This window comes from Streptomyces sp. NPDC002055 (genome assembly GCF_040296705.1).
In the GTDB taxonomy this organism is placed as follows: domain Bacteria; phylum Actinomycetota; class Actinomycetes; order Streptomycetales; family Streptomycetaceae; genus Streptomyces.
The window spans coordinates 1-16,862 of sequence record NZ_JBEOXS010000065.1 but is presented as its reverse complement, the minus strand read 5'-3'; the positions used below and the strand labels follow the sequence as shown (position 1 = coordinate 16,862).

Annotated in this window: 14 protein-coding genes; 7 read left to right on the top strand and 7 right to left on the bottom strand. The window is 75.2% G+C overall.

Annotated features, from left to right (window positions below; all coding sequences use genetic code 11):
- The first annotated feature begins 34 nt into the window (after window positions 1–34).
- Window positions 35–1,027, top strand: a complete 993-nt coding sequence (locus ABT112_RS29225; RefSeq protein WP_351514629.1) for a hypothetical protein — start codon at window positions 35–37, stop codon at window positions 1,025–1,027.
- A gap of 308 nt (window positions 1,028–1,335) precedes the next feature.
- On the opposite strand, the gene ABT112_RS29220 is transcribed toward ABT112_RS29225, so the two are convergent.
- Complete coding sequence (locus ABT112_RS29220) at window positions 1,336–1,536, bottom strand: hypothetical protein (RefSeq protein WP_351514627.1); 201 nt, start codon at window positions 1,534–1,536, stop codon at window positions 1,336–1,338.
- Window positions 1,537–1,754: 218 nt separating this feature from the next.
- Here ABT112_RS29220 and ABT112_RS29215 point away from each other — a divergent pair, with 218 nt between their 5' ends.
- The 4 genes from ABT112_RS29215 to ABT112_RS29200 all read left to right on the top strand — a co-directional run bounded on the left by ABT112_RS29215 (window position 1,755) and on the right by ABT112_RS29200 (window position 6,282).
- Entirely contained in the window at window positions 1,755–2,228 is a 474-nt protein-coding gene (locus ABT112_RS29215) for a MarR family winged helix-turn-helix transcriptional regulator (RefSeq protein WP_351514625.1), read from the top strand.
- A gap of 86 nt (window positions 2,229–2,314) precedes the next feature.
- On the top strand, window positions 2,315–4,780 hold the full coding sequence (locus ABT112_RS29210; protein ID WP_502975481.1) for an MFS transporter: 2,466 nt from the start codon (window positions 2,315–2,317) through the stop codon (window positions 4,778–4,780).
- Window positions 4,781–4,945: 165 nt separating this feature from the next.
- Window positions 4,946–5,791: a YceI family protein gene (locus ABT112_RS29205; protein WP_351514621.1), complete on the top strand. Its 846-nt coding sequence runs from the start codon at window positions 4,946–4,948 to the stop codon at window positions 5,789–5,791.
- Window positions 5,792–5,811: 20 nt separating this feature from the next.
- A complete protein-coding gene (locus tag ABT112_RS29200) occupies window positions 5,812–6,282 on the top strand; it encodes a PPOX class F420-dependent oxidoreductase (RefSeq protein WP_351514619.1) in 471 nt (156 codons plus the stop codon).
- A gap of 259 nt (window positions 6,283–6,541) precedes the next feature.
- Here ABT112_RS29200 and ABT112_RS29195 read toward each other — a convergent pair whose 3' ends face one another.
- Window positions 6,542–7,363: a TetR/AcrR family transcriptional regulator gene (locus ABT112_RS29195; protein ID WP_351514618.1), complete on the bottom strand. Its 822-nt coding sequence runs from the start codon at window positions 7,361–7,363 to the stop codon at window positions 6,542–6,544.
- A 415-nt stretch (window positions 7,364–7,778) separates the two neighbouring features.
- Here ABT112_RS29195 and ABT112_RS29190 point away from each other — a divergent pair, with 415 nt between their 5' ends.
- A complete protein-coding gene (locus ABT112_RS29190) occupies window positions 7,779–8,810 on the top strand; it encodes an endonuclease/exonuclease/phosphatase family protein (RefSeq protein ID WP_351514616.1) in 1,032 nt (343 codons plus the stop codon).
- 34 nt (window positions 8,811–8,844) lie between these two features.
- Here ABT112_RS29190 and ABT112_RS29185 read toward each other — a convergent pair whose 3' ends face one another.
- From ABT112_RS29185 to ABT112_RS29165, 5 genes are all read right to left on the bottom strand, one after another.
- Window positions 8,845–11,295: an ArnT family glycosyltransferase gene (locus ABT112_RS29185; protein WP_351514614.1), complete on the bottom strand. Its 2,451-nt coding sequence runs from the start codon at window positions 11,293–11,295 to the stop codon at window positions 8,845–8,847.
- A complete protein-coding gene (locus tag ABT112_RS29180) occupies window positions 11,292–12,815 on the bottom strand; it encodes a bifunctional glycosyltransferase family 2/GtrA family protein (RefSeq protein ID WP_351514612.1) in 1,524 nt (507 codons plus the stop codon). The genes ABT112_RS29185 and ABT112_RS29180 overlap by 4 nt, the downstream gene beginning before the upstream one ends.
- Before the next feature lie 160 nt (window positions 12,816–12,975).
- Entirely contained in the window at window positions 12,976–14,397 is a 1,422-nt protein-coding gene (locus ABT112_RS29175; RefSeq protein ID WP_351514611.1) for a sensor histidine kinase, read from the bottom strand.
- A gap of 159 nt (window positions 14,398–14,556) precedes the next feature.
- Complete coding sequence (locus ABT112_RS29170) at window positions 14,557–15,297, bottom strand: response regulator transcription factor (protein WP_351514609.1); 741 nt, start codon at window positions 15,295–15,297, stop codon at window positions 14,557–14,559.
- A gap of 120 nt (window positions 15,298–15,417) precedes the next feature.
- Window positions 15,418–16,365 (bottom strand): DUF2797 domain-containing protein, encoded by a 948-nt coding sequence (locus ABT112_RS29165; protein ID WP_502975480.1) that lies wholly within the window; start codon window positions 16,363–16,365, stop codon window positions 15,418–15,420.
- Window positions 16,366–16,579: 214 nt separating this feature from the next.
- Here ABT112_RS29165 and ABT112_RS29160 point away from each other — a divergent pair.
- Window positions 16,580–16,862, top strand: a 283-nt coding sequence (locus tag ABT112_RS29160; RefSeq protein WP_351514605.1) for a PLD nuclease N-terminal domain-containing protein, incomplete at its 3' end; no start/stop codon positions are given.

The window sequence follows — 16,862 nt, the reverse complement described above, 5'->3', positions numbered from 1 at the left end:
CTGTCGCCCAGCCGACGCTGGGAGGTGCCTGACGATGCGACGGACGACGCGAGGCCTGCTGCCGCACGGCCGCCGAGGGACGGTGCTCGTCTCCTCGGCGGCCGTGCTGTGTCTGGCGGTGCCGGTCGCCGGGTGCGGCAGCGGCGGGGACGACGGCTATGTGGCGGCCGGTGCCGCCGGGCCGGGGCAGACGGCGCCGGGGAAGGCCGTACCGCCCGACGGCGGGGTGACGCTGATCCCGCTGGACGGCAGCACCGACGGCACGGGCCGGGCCCCCGGGGAGCGGGACACCGGGGCCGCGGAGCGGCGCGGCGGCGCGGACGGCGGGCGTTCCGGGCGACCGGAGGGATCCGCGCCGGGCCGGGGCGGCGCCGAGGGCGGCGACGGGCGCGGCTCCGGGGGCTCCGGCGGTTCGGACGGGGACTCCCGGTCCGGCGCGCAGGGCGGCGGGAGCGACGGTTCGGGTGGCAGCTCGGGCGGTGGTTCGGACGGCGGTTCGGACGGCGGCCGGGGCGGATCCGGAGGCGGCGGCTCCCGAGGCGCGGACGGTTCCGGAGGCGCGGACGGCGGCGGTTCGGGCGGGGCCGGCGGTAGGGGGAGTTCAGGCGGGAGCGGAGGCTCGGGAGGCTCCAGCGGATCGGGGGGCTCCGGTGGTTCGGGAGGCACCGGCGGTTCGGGCGGTGGGGCGGATCCCACGCCCTCGACCCCGGCTCCGCAGCGGCCCGCGGCCCTGTCGGTGGGCGCTCCCGAGCGCACGGCCACCGACCGGCGCTGGTGCGAGAAGGTGTCGCTCGTGCTGCGCAACACCGGTGACCGGCCGGTGCGATCGGGCCGGGTCGGCTTCTCCACACACGTCATCGGCGGGCTCGGCGTCGACTGGGCGACCCTCGGATCGGAGCAGGCGCTGCCCGTCCCCATCGCGGGCGGGGCGCGCCTGAAGAGGACCTGGACCGTGTGCGTGGACGCCTGGCGGGTGCCGCTGGGCATGCACATCGAGACCCGGGATGTGGACGTCGACTGGGATTGAATCCTCCCCTCCCTGTAGGGGTGGGGATTCCTGGCTCAGGCCGCCTCCCGGAGCAGCGCTCCGGGAGGTCTTGTGCACACGTGTTCGCATCACCACGGCAAACCCGACAACGGCACGGCGCTCCGCGCCCCGGGGCGGATACGGCCACGCTCCACGCCGCACCACCCGGACGCGAACCCTCCCCGGCGTGAACGCCGGAGCCTCCTCACAAGAAAGAGGTGACCGCACGGCCACTCCCGTCGGGACCACGGAAGCGGCCCGGCACGCGCCGGGCCGGCAAGGCCGGCGGCGGCCGGGCCCGGACGGCGTCAGCTCAGGGCGAGCCAGGCCACCCCGACGACGATCGCGACGACGGCGATCACACCGACGACAAGACCGGTGCGCGGCCCGGACGACGCGGTGGCGGCGGTCCGGCCCTGCGGTTCGCCCTCGTCGACGAAGGCGCGGAACATCTGCGTGCTGCCCGCCGGGTCCTGCTGACCCTGGGGAGCGTGGGGGTTGTTCGTCATGGGCCAGGACCCTAGCGAACCGGCGGGTCCGCCCCAACCCCTGGGGCGCGTCGGAGTCGGCCGCCACCTCGGTGTTCGCAGCCGGTGCGCGTCGTTGACCGCCACCGGACGGAGCCTTTCCGATTCCTTTGCCGGATCCGCCTGGGAACTCATTTGCCTTCGGCAACCAACTGCTTCTATGGTTGCCCTAAGCAACTGATAGCTCGGGGAGAGAGTGCATGGCAGCGCAGAGCCAGTACGAGGAGCTGGCCCGGCAGCTCAGCGCCATCGGCGCGGTGAAGCGGGAACTCGGGCGGATCCTGCCGCACGAGTGCCCGCCCGGGTCGGCCGGCGTGCTGGCCCTGCTGCAGCGGCACGGCGAGATGCGGATGAGCAGGCTCGCCGAGCTGCTCGCCATCGACATGTCCGTCACCAGCAGGCATGTCGCGCACGTCGTCGGCTACGGCTGGGTCGAGCGGCAGTCGGACCCGCTGGACCGGCGGTCCCGGTTGCTGCGGCTCACCGCCGACGGCGAGGCGTTCCTCCGGACGGTCTCCGACCGCTATGCGGAGATGCTCGCCGGGGCCCTGCGGGACTGGTCCGACCAGGAGGTCGGACAGCTGAACGAGCTGCTGGCCAAGTTGCGCGACAGCTTCGGCGACTGCCGGTCCCGGAGCCACCACACCACCGACACCACCCGTACACCCGCATGAGGACAAGGAACAGCATGACCACCACCACACCGGCCGGTGTGCGGGAGGACGCGGGCACCGGCGCGCACGCCGGGCACGCCGCACCCATGACCCACCGGCAGATCCTGGAGGCGCTGTCCGGGCTGATGCTCGGCATGTTCGTCGCGATCCTGTCGTCGACGATCGTCTCCAACGCCCTGCCGGAGATCATCAAGGACCTGGACGGCGGCCAGAGCGCCTACACCTGGGTCGTCACCGCGGCACTGCTCGCGACCACCGCGTCCACCCCCCTCTGGGGCAAGCTCGCCGACCTCACCAGCAAGAAGACCCTGGTCCAGATATCGCTGGTGATCTACGTCCTCGGCTCGGTCGTCGCGGGCCTGTCGCAGAACACCTCGATGCTGATCGCCTGCCGGGTGGTCCAGGGCATCGGCGCGGGCGGCCTCACGGCCCTCGCGCAGATCATCATGGCCGCGATGATCTCCCCGCGGGAGCGCGGCCGGTACAGCGGCTACCTGGGCGCGACCTTCGCCGTCGCCACCGTCGGCGGCCCGCTCATCGGCGGTGTCATCACCGACACCGACTGGCTGGGCTGGCGCTGGTGCTTCTACGTCGGTGTGCCGTTCGCGGTCATCGCGCTGATCGTGCTGCAGAAGACGCTGAAGCTGCCCGTGGTGAAGCGGGACGTGAAGGTCGACTGGAGCGGTGCCTTCTTCATCACCGCCGCGGTCTCCCTGCTGCTGGTCTGGGTCACCCTGGCCGGGGACAAGTACGACTGGATCTCCTGGCAGACCTACGCCATGGTCGGCGGCTCGATCGCGCTCGGCGCGATCTTCGTCCTCATCGAGTCCCGGGCGAGCGAGCCGATCATGCCGCTGCGCCTGTTCCGGAACAAGACGATCAGCCTCGCCTCCGTGGCCAGCCTCTTCGTGGGTGTCGCGATGTTCGGCGCCACCGTCTTCCTCAGCCAGTACTTCCAGCTGGCCCGCGACAAGTCGCCGACGATGTCCGGCGTCATGACCATCCCGATGATCGCCGGTCTGTTCGTCTCCTCCACGGTTTCCGGTCTGGTGATCACCCGGACCGGCCGCTGGAAGGTCTGGCTGGTCTCCGGCGGCGTGCTGGTGACGGCGGGCCTCGGCATGCTGGGCACCCTCCGGTACGACACCGAGTACTGGCACATGGCGCTCTTCATGGTCGCGCTCGGCCTGGGCCTCGGCATGATGATGCAGAACCTGGTCCTGGCCACCCAGAACCAGGTCGCCCCCGAGGACCTCGGCGCGGCGAGCTCCGTCGTCACCTTCTTCCGCACGCTCGGCGGCGCGGTCGGCGTCTCGGCGCTCGGCGCGGCGCTCAGCAACCGCATCACGCACCACATGAAGGAGGGGCTGGAGGAGCTCGGCCCCAAGGCCGCGCGGGCGGCGCAGGGCGGCGGCGACACCACGACGCTGCCGGACCTGGACGCGATGCCGGCCCCGATCCGTACGGTCGTCGAGAGCGCGTACGGCCACGGCGTGGGCGATGTGTTCCTGTACGCGGCGCCGGTCGCGCTGGTCGCCCTGCTGGTGGTGCTCTTCATCAAGGAGGTGCCGCTGCGCACCCGGAGCGGGCTCCAGCAGTCCGCGACGGAGACCGCCCCGGTCCCGGAGAACGCCCCGGTGGCCGCGGCCGCCGAGCCGGAGCCGGCGCTGGTGAGCGTGGCCGCCCCGGCCGCGACCGCCGCGGAGGTGACCGCCGCCCCGGCCGCCGAGGCCGCGACCATGGCGTTCGCCGCGGCCGGTGACGGTGCCGGAGCCCCCGCCGGCAACGGCACCGCGATCCACGGCTTCGTCCGGAACGCCGACGGCCACCCCGTGCCGCAGGCCGCGGTCACCCTGATCTCCCTCGGCGGACGTCAGCTGGGCCGCTCCGTGGCGCACGCCGACGGCGGCTACACCCTGGACGCCCCGGGCTCCGGCTCGTACGTCCTGATCGCCTCCGCCGACGGGCACCAGCCGCAGGCGTCGACCGTGCTGGTCGGCGAGGAGCCCCTCGGCTACGACCTGCTGCTGTCCGGCACCAGCGGGCTGGCCGGCCTGGTGCGCAACGCCGCCGACAGCCTGCCGGTCGACGGGGCGATGGTCGTCGTCACCGATGTCCGCGGCGAGGTCCTGGCCACCGGCCGGACCTCCGACGAGGGCCGGTTCGGCTTCGAGGACCTGGTGCCCGGCACCTTCACGGTGGCGGTCAACGCGCCCGGCTTCCGGCCGCTGGCGCTGCCGGTCGAGGTCGGCGGCCAGGGCGTCACCCGGATCACGGTGGAGCTCCGGGCGGGAGTGCTGGTCCAGGGCACCGTACGGGCCGGGGCGGACCGCCGTCCGCTGCCGGACGCGCGGGTGACGCTGGTCGACGCGGCCGGGAACGTGGTGGCCACCTCCACCACCGGCGACGACGGCGCGTACGCCTTCGCCGACCTGGACGCGGGCGACTACACGGTCATCGCGAGCGGCTACCCGCCGGTCGCGCAGCCCCTGCCGGTCACCGGACAGGGCGTCGACGGCCACGACATCGAACTCGCCCACCCGGGCGAGTAGCAGACCCCCGGGCCGGGGCGCGTACAGCGGAGACGCGCCCCCGCCCCGGCGGGTGGGACACCACCGGCCGTCAGGGGACAGGGCCCGGCCGGGGTGCGCAGGGCAGGGGACGGCCAGGCGCACCGCCGGCCGGGGCCCGCACAGGACGATCAAGCAGGAGCGGTGATGACCACACCAGGAATCGGTGCCGGTACGGGACTGCGGGCACAGGTCCGCACCCGGGACGGCTGGGCGGTGCAGCACGCGGTGCTCACCGTCACGGACATGACGGGCAGCCAGGTGCTGCGGGCGCCCGCCGACGGGGACGGCGGCGTCCGGAGCGAGGAGCCGCTGGCTCCCGGGGCGTACACCGTGATCGTCACGGCCGTCGGCTACGCGCCGGCCGCCTCGACGGCCATGGTGACCGCATCGGGCCGGGCGGACGTCGGCACGGTCGTGCTGGCCCGGCAGGGCGGCGTGGAACTGCCGCCGCCCGGGGTGTGGACGCTCGACCCGGCGCACTCCTCGGTCGCCGCGGTCGCCCAGCACCTCGGCATCTCCAGCGTGCACGGCCGGTTCACGGACTTCGCGGGCCGGATCGTCATCGCCGGCGACCTCGCGGACTCCCGGGTCGAGGCGGTGATCCGCGCGGAGAGCGTGGACACCGGCAACGCGCTGCGCGACGGGCATCTGAAGTCCCCGGACTTCCTGGACGTCGAGCGGTTCCCGGAGATCCGCTACCGGAGCACGGGGCTGACCCCGGCCGGCCCGGACCGCTGGACGGTGCACGGCGAACTGTCGCTGCACGGGGTGGCCCGCGAAGTCGCCCTGGACCTGGTCTACCTGGGCACCGGCCCCGACCCGTGGGGCGGCGTGCGGGCGGCCTTCCGCGCCACCGCCGAGCTGCGGCGCGAGGACTTCGCCATGAACTACAACCAGGTGGTCGCGGCGGGCATCGCGGCGATCGGCACCACCCTGCGGGTGGAGCTGGACGTGCAGGCCGTGCAGGGCGAGTCGCTGCCGGCGGTCTGACTCCGCCGTAGTCTGCGGTCATGGCTGGGAACATCGCGACCAACACGACCGTGGACCTCGAGGGGCTGCTGGAGTTCGTCCGCCCCCGCCACCGGGCGATCCTGCTGACCACCCGCTCCGACGGCCGCCCCCAGGGCTCCCCGCTGACCTGCGGGGTCGACGGCTCCGGCCGGCTGGTGATGTCGACCTATCCGGAGCGCGCCAAGACGCGGAACGCGCGCCGCGACGCCCGGGTCAGCCTGATCGTCCTCTCGGAGGAGTGGAACGGCCCCTGGGTGCAGGTCGACGGGACGGCGGAGGTCGTCGACCCGCCGGAGTCGGTGGAGCCGCTGGTCGAGTACTACCGCTGCATCGCGGGGGAGCACCCGGACTGGGACGAGTACCGGGCGGCGATGCGCCGGCAGGGCAAGTCCCTCATCCGGGTCACCCCCGACCGCTGGGGACCGGTCGCCACCGGCGGCTTCCCCGCCCGTTTGGCGCCGGAGGGCTGACGCGGCGAAGCTTCCGGGGGAGGTCTGCGGTCTGCGGGAGCCGGAGCGGGTGGGCCGGAGCGGTGGGCCAGGAAGCGGGAGCCGGAGCGGGTGGGCCGGTCTGCGGTCTGCGGGCGGCGACCCGGACGGCGGAAGCCGGGCAATGCGAGCCGGGATCCGGGATCCGGGCGGTGCGAGCCGGGATCCGGGATCCGGGCGGTGCGAGCCGGGTGACCAGTGCCGGTGCCGTTGCGGGTGCGGATGCGGGCGGGGCGGACGGTCAGTCCGCCGTCCCGCCGCTGCCCCCGGCCGAACCGGAACGCTCGTCGCCGGAGGTCTCGCCGGCTCCCTCCCCCGGTGTGCGCCGCCGCATCGCCTCGATGCCGGCGATCGCGCAGTCGAGGGCGAAGTCGAAGTCCCGGGCGCGCATCTCGGCGACGCTGCCTCCGCCCCGGGCCTCCATGATGTCCACGGACCGGCCGAACTCCGGGCGGTCCTCGATCGTGCCCATCACCTGGCGGAAGAAGTCGTCCTGGCTGATCCCGGCCTCCCGGCAGCGGGCGGCGAACCGGCCCTCGATCGTGCCGAACCCGTAGACGAACTGGTGGACGAGGGACAGCGCGCCGGGCAGCTGTTCGGGCGCCAGACCGCTGGCGCGCAGCACTTCCTGCGCCGCGGCGGAGAAGGCCATCGCCTGCGGGCCGACGTTGAGGTACGCGCCCATCAGCGGCGACACCCAGACGTGGGTGACGAGCAACCGCCGGTACTCCGCGGCCAGTCGGCGCAGCCGGTCGCGCCAGTCACCGTCGCCCTCCTCCGGCAGCCGCATCTCGCCGGTGACGGCGTCGAGCGCCAGCTCCAGCAGATCGTCCTTGGTGTCGACGTACCAGTACACCGACATCGCGGTGACCCCCAGCTCCGCGGCGAGGCGGCGCATGGAGAACTTCGCCAGCCCCTCGGCGTCGAGCAGCCGCACGGTCGCCGCGACGATCTTGTCGCGGTCCAGCCCCGCGGGCTGCTCGCTCCGCCGGCTGGGTGCCGGGCGGCCCTCCAGCCACACGCTGGTCCGTGCGTGGCCCGATCCGCGGCCCGCGGCTGCCATGGCGCCCTCCTCCACGTCGTACTCTCCGCCGGTGCCGACACCCGGCTCCCGGCACCGGGAGCCGGGCGGACGGCCCGGTGGAGCGGCCGCCGGACTCCGGCCCGCCCCGGACTCGATGCTATGCCGTTTCCGCAGGTCGGTCCGGACACCCGGCCCTGCGCGGCAGCACCGCGGCGACCACACCGCCCAGCAGCACCGCCGCCGCGCCGACGGGAGCCAACCGGTCCGTGGAGCGGAGGCCTCCGGTCGGATCGGTGGATGGGATCGGTGGATGTCGACTGGAAGCACGGCCCCCTTCGCACGGTGCAGAGCGTCGATGGCCTCACACCGCATCACGCCTTGTACGCCGTAAAGCGGGGATCGGGCGGACAGCTCCGTTACGGTGCTGCGGCGCGAAGCCGACGAGGGAGTCCGGATGCCACTGCGCCGTCGATGGGCCCGACTGCTGTGCTCCGCGGGCCTGGTGGTGCTCTCCGCGATGCCGTACGCGCAGGCCGGCGCGGCGGGCGGCGGCGCGGGGCGGCGGGCGAGTGCAGAGGCGCGGGCGGGTGCAGAGGCGCCGGGCGAGCGACCCGGACTCCGGCTCGCGGCGGTGGGGCAACGCGCCGGCGCGGAGGCGCCCGATGGACGGGCCGACTCCCGGCTCTCGACGGTACGGCAACGGACGAGTGCGGACGTGCCGCTGCGGGTGGCCACGTACAACATCGCGGCCGGGACGGGGGCCGACCACGTCTTCGACCCCGGGCGGACGGCCCGCGCGCTGCGCGCCCTGCGGGCGGATGTGATCGGCCTTCAGGAGGTCGACGTGCACTGGGGAGCCCGCAGCCAGGGGCGGGATCTGGCGGCGGAACTGGCGGACGCCCTGGGCATGCGGGTCTTCTTCGCCCCGCTGTACAGCCTCGGTCCGGCGCAGGCGGGCGGTCCCCGGCGGGAGTTCGGGGTGGCGGTGCTGTCCCGCCTCCCGGTGCTGAGCACCGGGAACCACTCCATCACCCGGCTCTCCACCCAGGATCCGCATCCGGTGCCCGCGCCCGCGCCAGGCTTCGGCGAGGCGGTGGTCCGCGTGCGGGGCGTTCCGGTGCACGTCTATGTGACGCACCTGGACTACCGGGCCGACCCGGCCGTCCGGCGGGCGCAGACCGGCGACATGCTCCGGATCATGGCCGAGGACTGCGACGGACGGGGCCGGTGCCCCCGGCAGGTCCTCGTCGGCGACTTCAACGCGGAGGCGGCGGCGCCGGAACTGGCACCGCTGTGGGGGCGGCTGACCGACGCGGTACCGGCCGGGGCCCGGCCCACCTACCCGGCGGGGGCCCCGGTCCGGCGGATCGACTACGTGACGGTCTCGGACGGCATCGGCGTACGGGGCGCGGCGGTGGCCGGCACCCTCGCCTCCGACCACCGCCCCGTCGTGGCGGACCTGGTGGTGCGCCGGGAACCGCAGTGACGTGCCCGGACGGCTCCGACCGCCCGGCGCCCCGTCAGTCGGTGGGACGGGTCAGGTCGTAGAGCGTGGTGCCGTCGACCGTGACCTTGGTGTAGTGGCTCTTGACCCACTGGGAGATGCTCGACGCGACGCCTCCGGAGCCCTTCCCGCCGGCGCCGTTCCCACGGGCCCCGGCGCCTGCACCGCCGCCTGCGCCCATCCGGCCGCCCGCGGCCGTCCCCCTGTCTGCGGCCGTCCCACCGCCTGCGGCCTTCCCGCCACCCCCGGCCTGCGCACCGGGCCCGGCGTTCCCACCGGCCCCGGCCGTCCCACCGGCCCCGGCCGTTCCACCGGCTCCGCCCATTCGACCGGGCCCGGGCATGCCGCCGGGTCCGGGCATCCCGCCGGGGCCGCCGCCCGTGCTCGGGACGAAGTAGTGGATCCGGCCCTGCCGCACGTACTTCTTGAACTGGGCGAGCGTCGGGGAGGGATCGCTGCCGTTGAAGCCGCCGATGGCCATGACCGGGCTCCCGGTCGCGAGTTGGTGACTTGCGGCGTTCTGGGCGCCGACGGTCGCGGCGACCCAGGTGTAGTCACCGGAGTCCCGCCGGAGGGCGTCCGCCACCTCGTCGCTGACCTTCCGTCCGCCCAGCAGCCCGCCCATGAGGCCCCCTTCGGCGCCCCCGCGCTCGGGCCCGGCGTGAGTTCCCCGGCCCTGGTTCATGCCGGGCGGGGCGTCCTGGGGACCGGCCGCACCACCCCGCCCGCCGCCGTTGCCCCCGGGCGGCATCCCCTGCGGCGCACCGTTCGGCGCGGCACCGCCCGGGGCGGCGCCGTTCCCGCCCGGGGCCCGCCCCGGGACGCCGGCCCCGTTCCCGCCGTCCACGCCGGGCGCGTTGGCCCGGCCGTTCCCCGCCATACCGGGCGGCATCCCGCCGCCCGGACGGCCCTTGCCTCCGGCGACGGCCGGTCCGGCCGTCACGATGGACCCGATGTGCCCGGTGCCGACCGTGCTGAGCGTGTACGCCAGCGGCCCGGCCAGCGACGCCGCCAGCCCCAGCGCCAGGACCACCGGCACCGCCCGCCCCGGCAGCCGCCGGGCGAACGCCAGCCCCGCCGCCGCGGCGAGCCCGGTGACGAGCACCGTCCACCGCAGCCACGGCAGCCAGTCCCCGCTCCGCCCCAGCAGGACGAACGCCCAGCCCGCCGTCACCGCGACCGTCCCGCCGAGCGCCGCCGACGCCACGGCGCCACGCCGCTCCCGGAGCGCCACGGCGCCCATGCCCACCACGGCCGCGAGATACGGCGCGAGGGCCACCGTGTAGTACTCGTGGAAGATCCCCGCCATGAAGCTGAAGACCCCGGCCGTCATCACCAGGGACCCGCCCCAGGCCAGGAACGCGGCCCGCGCGGGATCCGTCCGTCCCGCCCGCCGGGTCAGCAGCAGGCCCGCGACCAGCAGGATCAGTGCGGCGGGCAGCAACCAGGAGATCTGGCCGCCGACCGTGTCGCCGAACATCCGCCCGATGCCGGACCGTCCCCACGCGCCACCGCCCGGACCACCGCCTCCGCCGACGCTCCCGGTCTCCTCGCCGTTGATCCGGCCGAGGCCGTTGTAGCCCAGCGTCAGCTCCAGGAAGCTGTTGCTCTGGGAGCCGCCCACGTACGGGCGGGAGCCGGCGGGCCACAGTTCGACGGCCGCCACCCACCATCCGGCCGTCACCACCAGCGCCGCTCCGGCGAGCAGCAGTTGGCCGAGCCGCCGGCGCAGGGTCGTGGGGGCGCACACCGCGTAGAGCAGGGCGAGCGGCGGCAGGATCAGGAAGGCCTGCAGCGTCTTGGTGAGGAAGGCCAGCCCGACGGCGGCGCCCGCGCCGAGCAGCCATCCGGTGCGCGCCCCCTCCACGGCCCGCAGGACGCAGGCGACGGTGACGGTCATCAGCAGCGCGAGCAGGGCGTCCGGGTTGTTGAACCGGAACATCAGCGCCGCCACCGGGGTGAGCGCCAGCACCCCGCCGGCGAGCAGCCCGGCCACCGGGCCGTGGGACCGCCGTACCGACCCGTGGAGCACCGCGACGGCGGCCGCGCCCATCAGCACCTCGGGCACCAGAACCGCCCAGGAGTGCAGCCCGAAGAGCCGCACGGACAGGGCCATCGGCCAGAGCGCGGCCGGCGGCTTGTCGACGGTGATGGAGTTGCCGGCGTCCAGGGAGCCGAAGAAGAACGCCTTCCAGCTCTCGCTGCCCGCCTGGACCGCCGCCGAGTAGTACGAGTTGGCGTACCCGGAGGCCTGGAGGTTCCACAGGTACAGCAGCAGCGTGCCGAGCAGCAGCGCGAGGAACGCGGGCCGCACCCAGCGGGGGTCCTCGGCCCGGCCGCGCCAGGCCGAGGAGAGCCGCCCGCGGGGCGGCCCGGCCGGTGGTCCGCCGGGGGCGGGGGCCGGAGGCGTCAGGACGGCGCCCCCTGCCCCCGCCCGGGAGGTCGTCTCGTCGTGGCGCTCGGTCATCGGGTGCTCCGGGGGTCGTGGGTGTACGGGTACGAGGGGGTGCGAGAGGGGGAGGGGGCCGCCCCATCGGCGGAGGCGCCGTCGGGACCGGCGCCTCCGCCGAGAGAAGTCCCGTCGAGGGAAGCCCCGTCGAGGCAGGCGCCGTCGAGGGAGGCACGATCAGGGGAAGCACAGTCGGAGGAAGCACAGTCGGGGAAAGCACCGTCGGGGCAGGCACCCTCGGGGCAGGCCCGTCCCGAGCCGCCCGCGGGCTCGCCTCCCCGCGCCGGCTCCCGCCGCCCGGGGAAGACCCAGGCCCGCAGCAGCAGGAACCGCAGCACCGTCGCCGCCAGGTTCGCGACGATCAGCACCGCCGCCTCCGTCGTCCGGGACGGGCTGCCGGCCCCCTGGAGGGCGGCCAGGGAGCCGCTGGTCAGCGCCAGGCCGATGCCGAAGATCACCAGCCCCTGGGCCTGGTGCCGTACGGCGCGCTCCCGGCCCCGGACCCCGAAGGTGAACCTCCGGTTGGCCGCGGTGTTGCCGACCGCCGCGAGCAGCAGCGCCACCGCGTTGGCCGTCTGCGGCCCCGCCTCCAGCCGGAACAGGGCGTACAGCGCCAGGTGCACCAGGGTGCTCAGCGCCCCCACGACGCAGAAGCCCAGCAGCTGACGGGCCAGTCCGCGGGGCACCCCGGCGAGTTCGCGGTCCCGCGGGTCGTCACCGAACGGCCGGGTCAGCCGGGCGAGCGGCAGCGCGCCGGTGCGCAGCGCCCGCGCCACCCGCCAGACCCCCTTGAGGTCCTCGACGGCCGTCCGGACGATGTCCACCCGGCTGTCCGGGTCGTCCACCCAGTCCACCGGCACCTCGTGGATCCGCAGCCCGGCACGCTCGGCGAGGACCAGCATCTCGGTGTCGAAGAACCACCCGGTGTCCTCCACCATCGGCAGCAGCAGCTCCGCGACGTCCTTCCGGATCGCCTTGAAGCCGCACTGCGCGTCGCTGAACCGGGCGGCCAGGCCGCCGCGCAGCAGGAGGTTGTAGCCGCGCGAGATCAGCTCCCGCTTGGGTCCGCGCACCACCCGTGAACTGTGCGCCAGCCGCGAGCCGATCGCGAGGTCGGAGTGGCCGGAGATCAGCGGTGCGACGAGCGGCAGCAGCGCGTTGAGGTCGGTGGAGAGGTCCACGTCCATGTAGGCCAGCACGGGGGCCGGGGACATGGACCAGACGGCGCGCAGCGCCCGCCCGCGGCCCTTCTCCTCCAGCCGGACCGCGGTGACCTCCTCGATCAGCGCGTCGAGCCGGGCCGCCACCTGCGGTGTGCGGTCGCTGCTCGCGTTGTCGGCGACGGTTATGCGGAAGCCGTAGGGGAAGGTGCGGGTGAGGTGACCGTGCAGCCTGCGGACACACGGCTCCAGGTCGGCCTGCTCGTTGTGGACGGGGATGACGACGTCCAGGACCGGTTCGCCGCCGGCGGTCCGCGGCCGGAGGGCCGGCAGATGCCCGCGCGTGGGCAGGGTGCCCGGGAGAGTCTGGGTTCGCATGCCGACGACGCTCTCCGCACGGGCTGTCACGGCCGTGTGATCCGCCTGTGGGCCGGCTGTGAGTCCGGCGCGCTGTGAGTCCGGCGCCCGCCCCGTGGGCGCGCCCTCCGTACCCCGGCGCGCGGGCCCTCACGCCGCGGACAGCGCCACCGCACAGCCCTCACGCCGCGGACAGCGCCACCGCGAAGACCGTGCGGCCGGGGGTGCTCCGCACCTCCACCCGCCCTCCGTGGGCGCCCACCACCGCCTGCACGATGGCCAGTCCGAGCCCGGTGCTGCCCGCGGTGCGGCCGCGCGAGGCGTCACCGCGGGCGAACCGCTCGAAGACGTGCGGCAGCAGGTCCTCCGGGATCCCGGGCCCGTCGTCGTCGATCTCCAGCAGCAGCTCCCCCGCCGCCGGCCGCAGCACCCGTGCCGTCACCGTCGTGCCGCCCGGGGTGTGGCTGCGGGCGTTCCCCAGCAGGTTGAGGAGTACCTGGTGCAGCCGTTCCGGGTCGCCGTGCACCAGCGCCGGTTCGTCGGGGAGTTCCAGCCGCCAGCGGTGGTCCGGCCCGGCCGCCCGGGCGTCGCTCACCGCGTCCACCACCAGCGGCGACAGGTCCGTCTCGGCGCGGGCGAGCGGCCGGCCGGCGTCCAGCCGGGCGAGCAGCAGCAGATCCTCGACCAGCGTGGTCATCCGGGCCGCCTCCGACTCGATGCGGCCGAGCGCGTACCGGGTGTCGGGGCCCGTCTCCTCCCGGCCGCGCCGGGTCAGCTCGGCGTACCCGCGGATCGAGGCCAGCGGGGTGCGCAGCTCATGGCTGGCGTCCGCGACGAACTGCCGCACCCGGGTCTCGCTCGCGTGCCGGGCGGCGAGGGCCGACCCGACGTGCCCGAGCAGCCGGTTGAGCGCCGCCCCGACCTGGCCGACCTCCGTCCGCGGATCGGTGTCGTCCTCCGGGACCCGCTCGTGCAGGGCGACCTCGCCGCGGTCGAGGCGGAGTTCGGACACCCGGGCCGCGGTCGCGGCCACCCGGCGCAGCGGCCGCAGCGCGACCCGGATCATCACCGTGCCGGCCAGCCCGGCCGCGGCCAGCGCCGCCCCCGCGACGCACACCTCGGCGACGATCAGCGTGTCGACCGTGTCCCGGACGTCCTGCAGCGGCAGTCCGACGACGAGGCTGCCGCCGTCCCGGTCGAGGTCCCGCACCGCGCGCACCCGGTAGCTGCCGAGCCCCGGGAGCTCGACGGTCCGCGGGGCACCGTCGGCGGCCGGCCGGCCGAGGGCCGCGGTCCGGGCGGCGGTGAGCGGCTCGGCCTCACCCCGCTCGGTGCTGCGCACCGCCGAGACGACGCGCTTCCCGGACAGTTCGGCACCGATGGTGCCGGGCGGCTGTCCGGGCCCGGTGACGAAGCCGAGGTCGCCGCCCGGCACCGGCGGCCGGAACCGCACGACCCGATCGGCGATGCCCCGGAGCTGGGCGTCCCGCTGCCCGTGGAGGTAGGCGTCCAGCGTGATCGTGGTGACGCCGCCGATGACCGCGCAGACCACGGCGATCAGGGCGACGGAGGTGAGGACGAGCCGGGTGCGCAGCGACCGCACCCGGCGCTGCCCCGGGCCGGTCCGGCGCGGGAGACGCGGCCGGACGCGCGGAGCGCGCAGCCCGGCACGCGGGGAACGCCCGCGCCCTGGCGGGAAGACCGGGCGACCGCACAGGGACCGCGGTCCGCCGCCGGCGGCCCGCCCGGGAACGCGCACCGCTCACTCCCCCGGCTTGATCAGATAGCCGGCCCCCCGCCGGGTGTGGATCATCGGCGACCGCCCGGCGTCGATCTTCCGCCGCAGATACGAGATGTAGAGCTCGACCACATTGGCCTGCCCGCCGAAGTCGTAGGACCACACCCGGTCGAGGATCTGCGCCTTGGAGAGCACCCGGCGCGGATTGCGCATCAGGTAGCGCAGCAGCTCGAACTCGGTGGCGGTGAGGTGGATCGGCCGCCCCGCCCGCCGCGCCTCGTGGCTGTCCTCGTCCAGCACCAGATCCCCGACGACCAGCAGCGCGTCCGGCGTACGCGCCGCCGCCGCGCCGGAGCGCCGCAGCAGCCCGCGCAGCCGGGCCACGACCTCCTCCAGGCTGAACGGCTTCGTCACGTAGTCGTCCCCGCCCGCGGTGAGTCCGGCGATCCGGTCCTCCACCGCATCCTTGGCGGTCAGGAACAGCACCGGCACCTCGGGGCGGTCGCGGCGCAGCCGCGCCAGCACGGTGAGACCGTCCAGGTCCGGCAGCATGATGTCGAGCACCACGGCGTCCGGACGGAACTCCCGGGCGGTCCGCAGCGCACCGGCCCCGTCGCCCGCGCTGCGCACCTCCCAGCCCTCGTAGCGCAGGGCCATGGACAGCAGGTCGGCGAGGGCGTTCTCGTCGTCCACGACGAGGACCCGTACCGGCCCGCCGTCGGGCCGCAGCAGTTCGGAACGCCCGGTGGGCGCGGTCGCGGTCATGTCCTCAACGCTCGGCGGGCGCTCTGAGAGAGCGCTGTGGGACACCTGTGAATCAGCTGAGAATGCCACGGCCCCGACCGCACCCCCGTTGCCCGCCCACGCACCGGGCCGGCGCCGAGGTCAGAACAGCCCGTCCTGCACTGCGCCGCCCTCGCCCCCGCCCGCGCCCGCGGCGAGCCGGCGGACGGGCGCGCTGGTCACCGCCGCCGGCTCAGCGGCCCGCAGCGGCCATCCCGCCATCAGCCGGGTGTCGATCACCAGCAGGCCGCCGTCGGTGCCGAGATGGAGGTCCGGCCCCGCCACCCCCAGCAGCTCACCCGCCACCACCGCGCCCTCGCGCAGCTCGGTGACCTCGGCCGACGGCTCCGCGGCGGCCCGTTCCGCGAGCCGTTCGAGGCCGAACGCAGCGGTGTGGTCCACCGGTTCACAGGGGCAGCGCTCCAGGGACTCCGGCCAGCCGGGCAGCCCGGCCACCCGCGCGTGCAGCGCGGCCAGTTCCGCGCGGCGGTCGGCGACCGGGGGCAGCGCCGTCCGCACGGCCCGCTTCCGCGCGTAGGGGACGCGGTCGCGCACCGTCAGCGCGGAGCCCAGCAGTTCCTCCGCCCGCCGCGCCGCCATGAGGGGCCCGCGCCCCAGCCAGGTGAACGCCACGGCGCCCTGCTCCAGCAGCCGGGCGCTGCCTCGCGCCTCCGCGGTGATCCCCACCTTGAGCAGCCCCGGGCCGAACCAGGCCAGATAGACGCGGTACGGCTGCGGGTCGTCGGCCCGGGTGTCGGCCGCCACCGACCGGGAGCGGTCGAGCCGCGCGCAGTCCGCGCACTGCGCCCGGGTGCCGCGCACCGGAATCGCGGCATCCGCCGGGCACGGCGTGCGCCGGCCCCCGCGCCACACCCCGGTGCAGCCCCGGCCGCCGTCGGCGACGAACGCCAGGCTCCGCCCCGCGGTCAGCGGACTCGTCCGCTCCCCGGCTCCGGCGCCGTGCCGGCCCGGCCGGTACCACCCCAGGACGGGCCCCTCCGGCCGCCAGAGCGAGCCGGTGCACCGCCACTGCGCTCCGCCGGACACCACCACCTCCCGCAGCCGGTCCGCGCCCCATGCAATCACGGGTACGGAGGTGCGACAGCGCAGGTGAACGGCGTGCGACGGCACCACGGGATGCGGCCTCCCAGGTCCCGGCGCAACCTGAAGGGAGGATCCGCCCGGTGGAGGGCGAGGCAGGTGACAGGCGGAGCCGGGGTGCCGACGGCATGATCGCCGCGGCAGCAGTGGCAGGAGGAGAGCGATGAGCGATCAGCTGTTCCTGGCGTACGACTATCCCGTCCTGGGCGCCTTCTGGACGGTGATGTGGATCTTCCTCTGGGTCTTCTGGCTGGTTCTGCTGTTCCGGGTGATCACCGATGTGTTCCGCGACCACGACATGAGCGGCCCGGCGAAGGCGGCCTGGATCCTCTTCGTGATCGTCGTGCCCTTCCTGGGCGTGCTCGCCTATGTGATCGTGCGCGGCGAGGGCATGGGCAAGCGCGAGATCCGGCACGTGCGGGAGCAGCAGGCGGCGTTCAACGACT

Coding starts and splice junctions, on each gene's coding strand:
- ABT112_RS29195 (WP_351514618.1), bottom strand. CDS start 7,363: ATGGCAGCCGCGGGCCGCGGATCGGGCCACGCACGGACCAGCGTGTGG.
- ABT112_RS29210 (WP_502975481.1), top strand. CDS start 2,315: ATGACCCACCGGCAGATCCTGGAGGCGCTGTCCGGGCTGATGCTCGGC.
- ABT112_RS29190 (WP_351514616.1), top strand. CDS start 7,779: ATGCCACTGCGCCGTCGATGGGCCCGACTGCTGTGCTCCGCGGGCCTG.
- ABT112_RS29225 (WP_351514629.1), top strand. CDS start 35: ATGCGACGGACGACGCGAGGCCTGCTGCCGCACGGCCGCCGAGGGACG.
- ABT112_RS29185 (WP_351514614.1), bottom strand. CDS start 11,295: ATGACCGAGCGCCACGACGAGACGACCTCCCGGGCGGGGGCAGGGGGC.
- ABT112_RS29200 (WP_351514619.1), top strand. CDS start 5,812: ATGGCTGGGAACATCGCGACCAACACGACCGTGGACCTCGAGGGGCTG.
- ABT112_RS29215 (WP_351514625.1), top strand. CDS start 1,755: ATGGCAGCGCAGAGCCAGTACGAGGAGCTGGCCCGGCAGCTCAGCGCC.
- ABT112_RS29205 (WP_351514621.1), top strand. CDS start 4,946: ATGACCACACCAGGAATCGGTGCCGGTACGGGACTGCGGGCACAGGTC.
- ABT112_RS29220 (WP_351514627.1), bottom strand. CDS start 1,536: ATGACGAACAACCCCCACGCTCCCCAGGGTCAGCAGGACCCGGCGGGC.
- ABT112_RS29170 (WP_351514609.1), bottom strand. CDS start 15,297: ATGACCGCGACCGCGCCCACCGGGCGTTCCGAACTGCTGCGGCCCGAC.
- ABT112_RS29180 (WP_351514612.1), bottom strand. CDS start 12,815: ATGCGAACCCAGACTCTCCCGGGCACCCTGCCCACGCGCGGGCATCTG.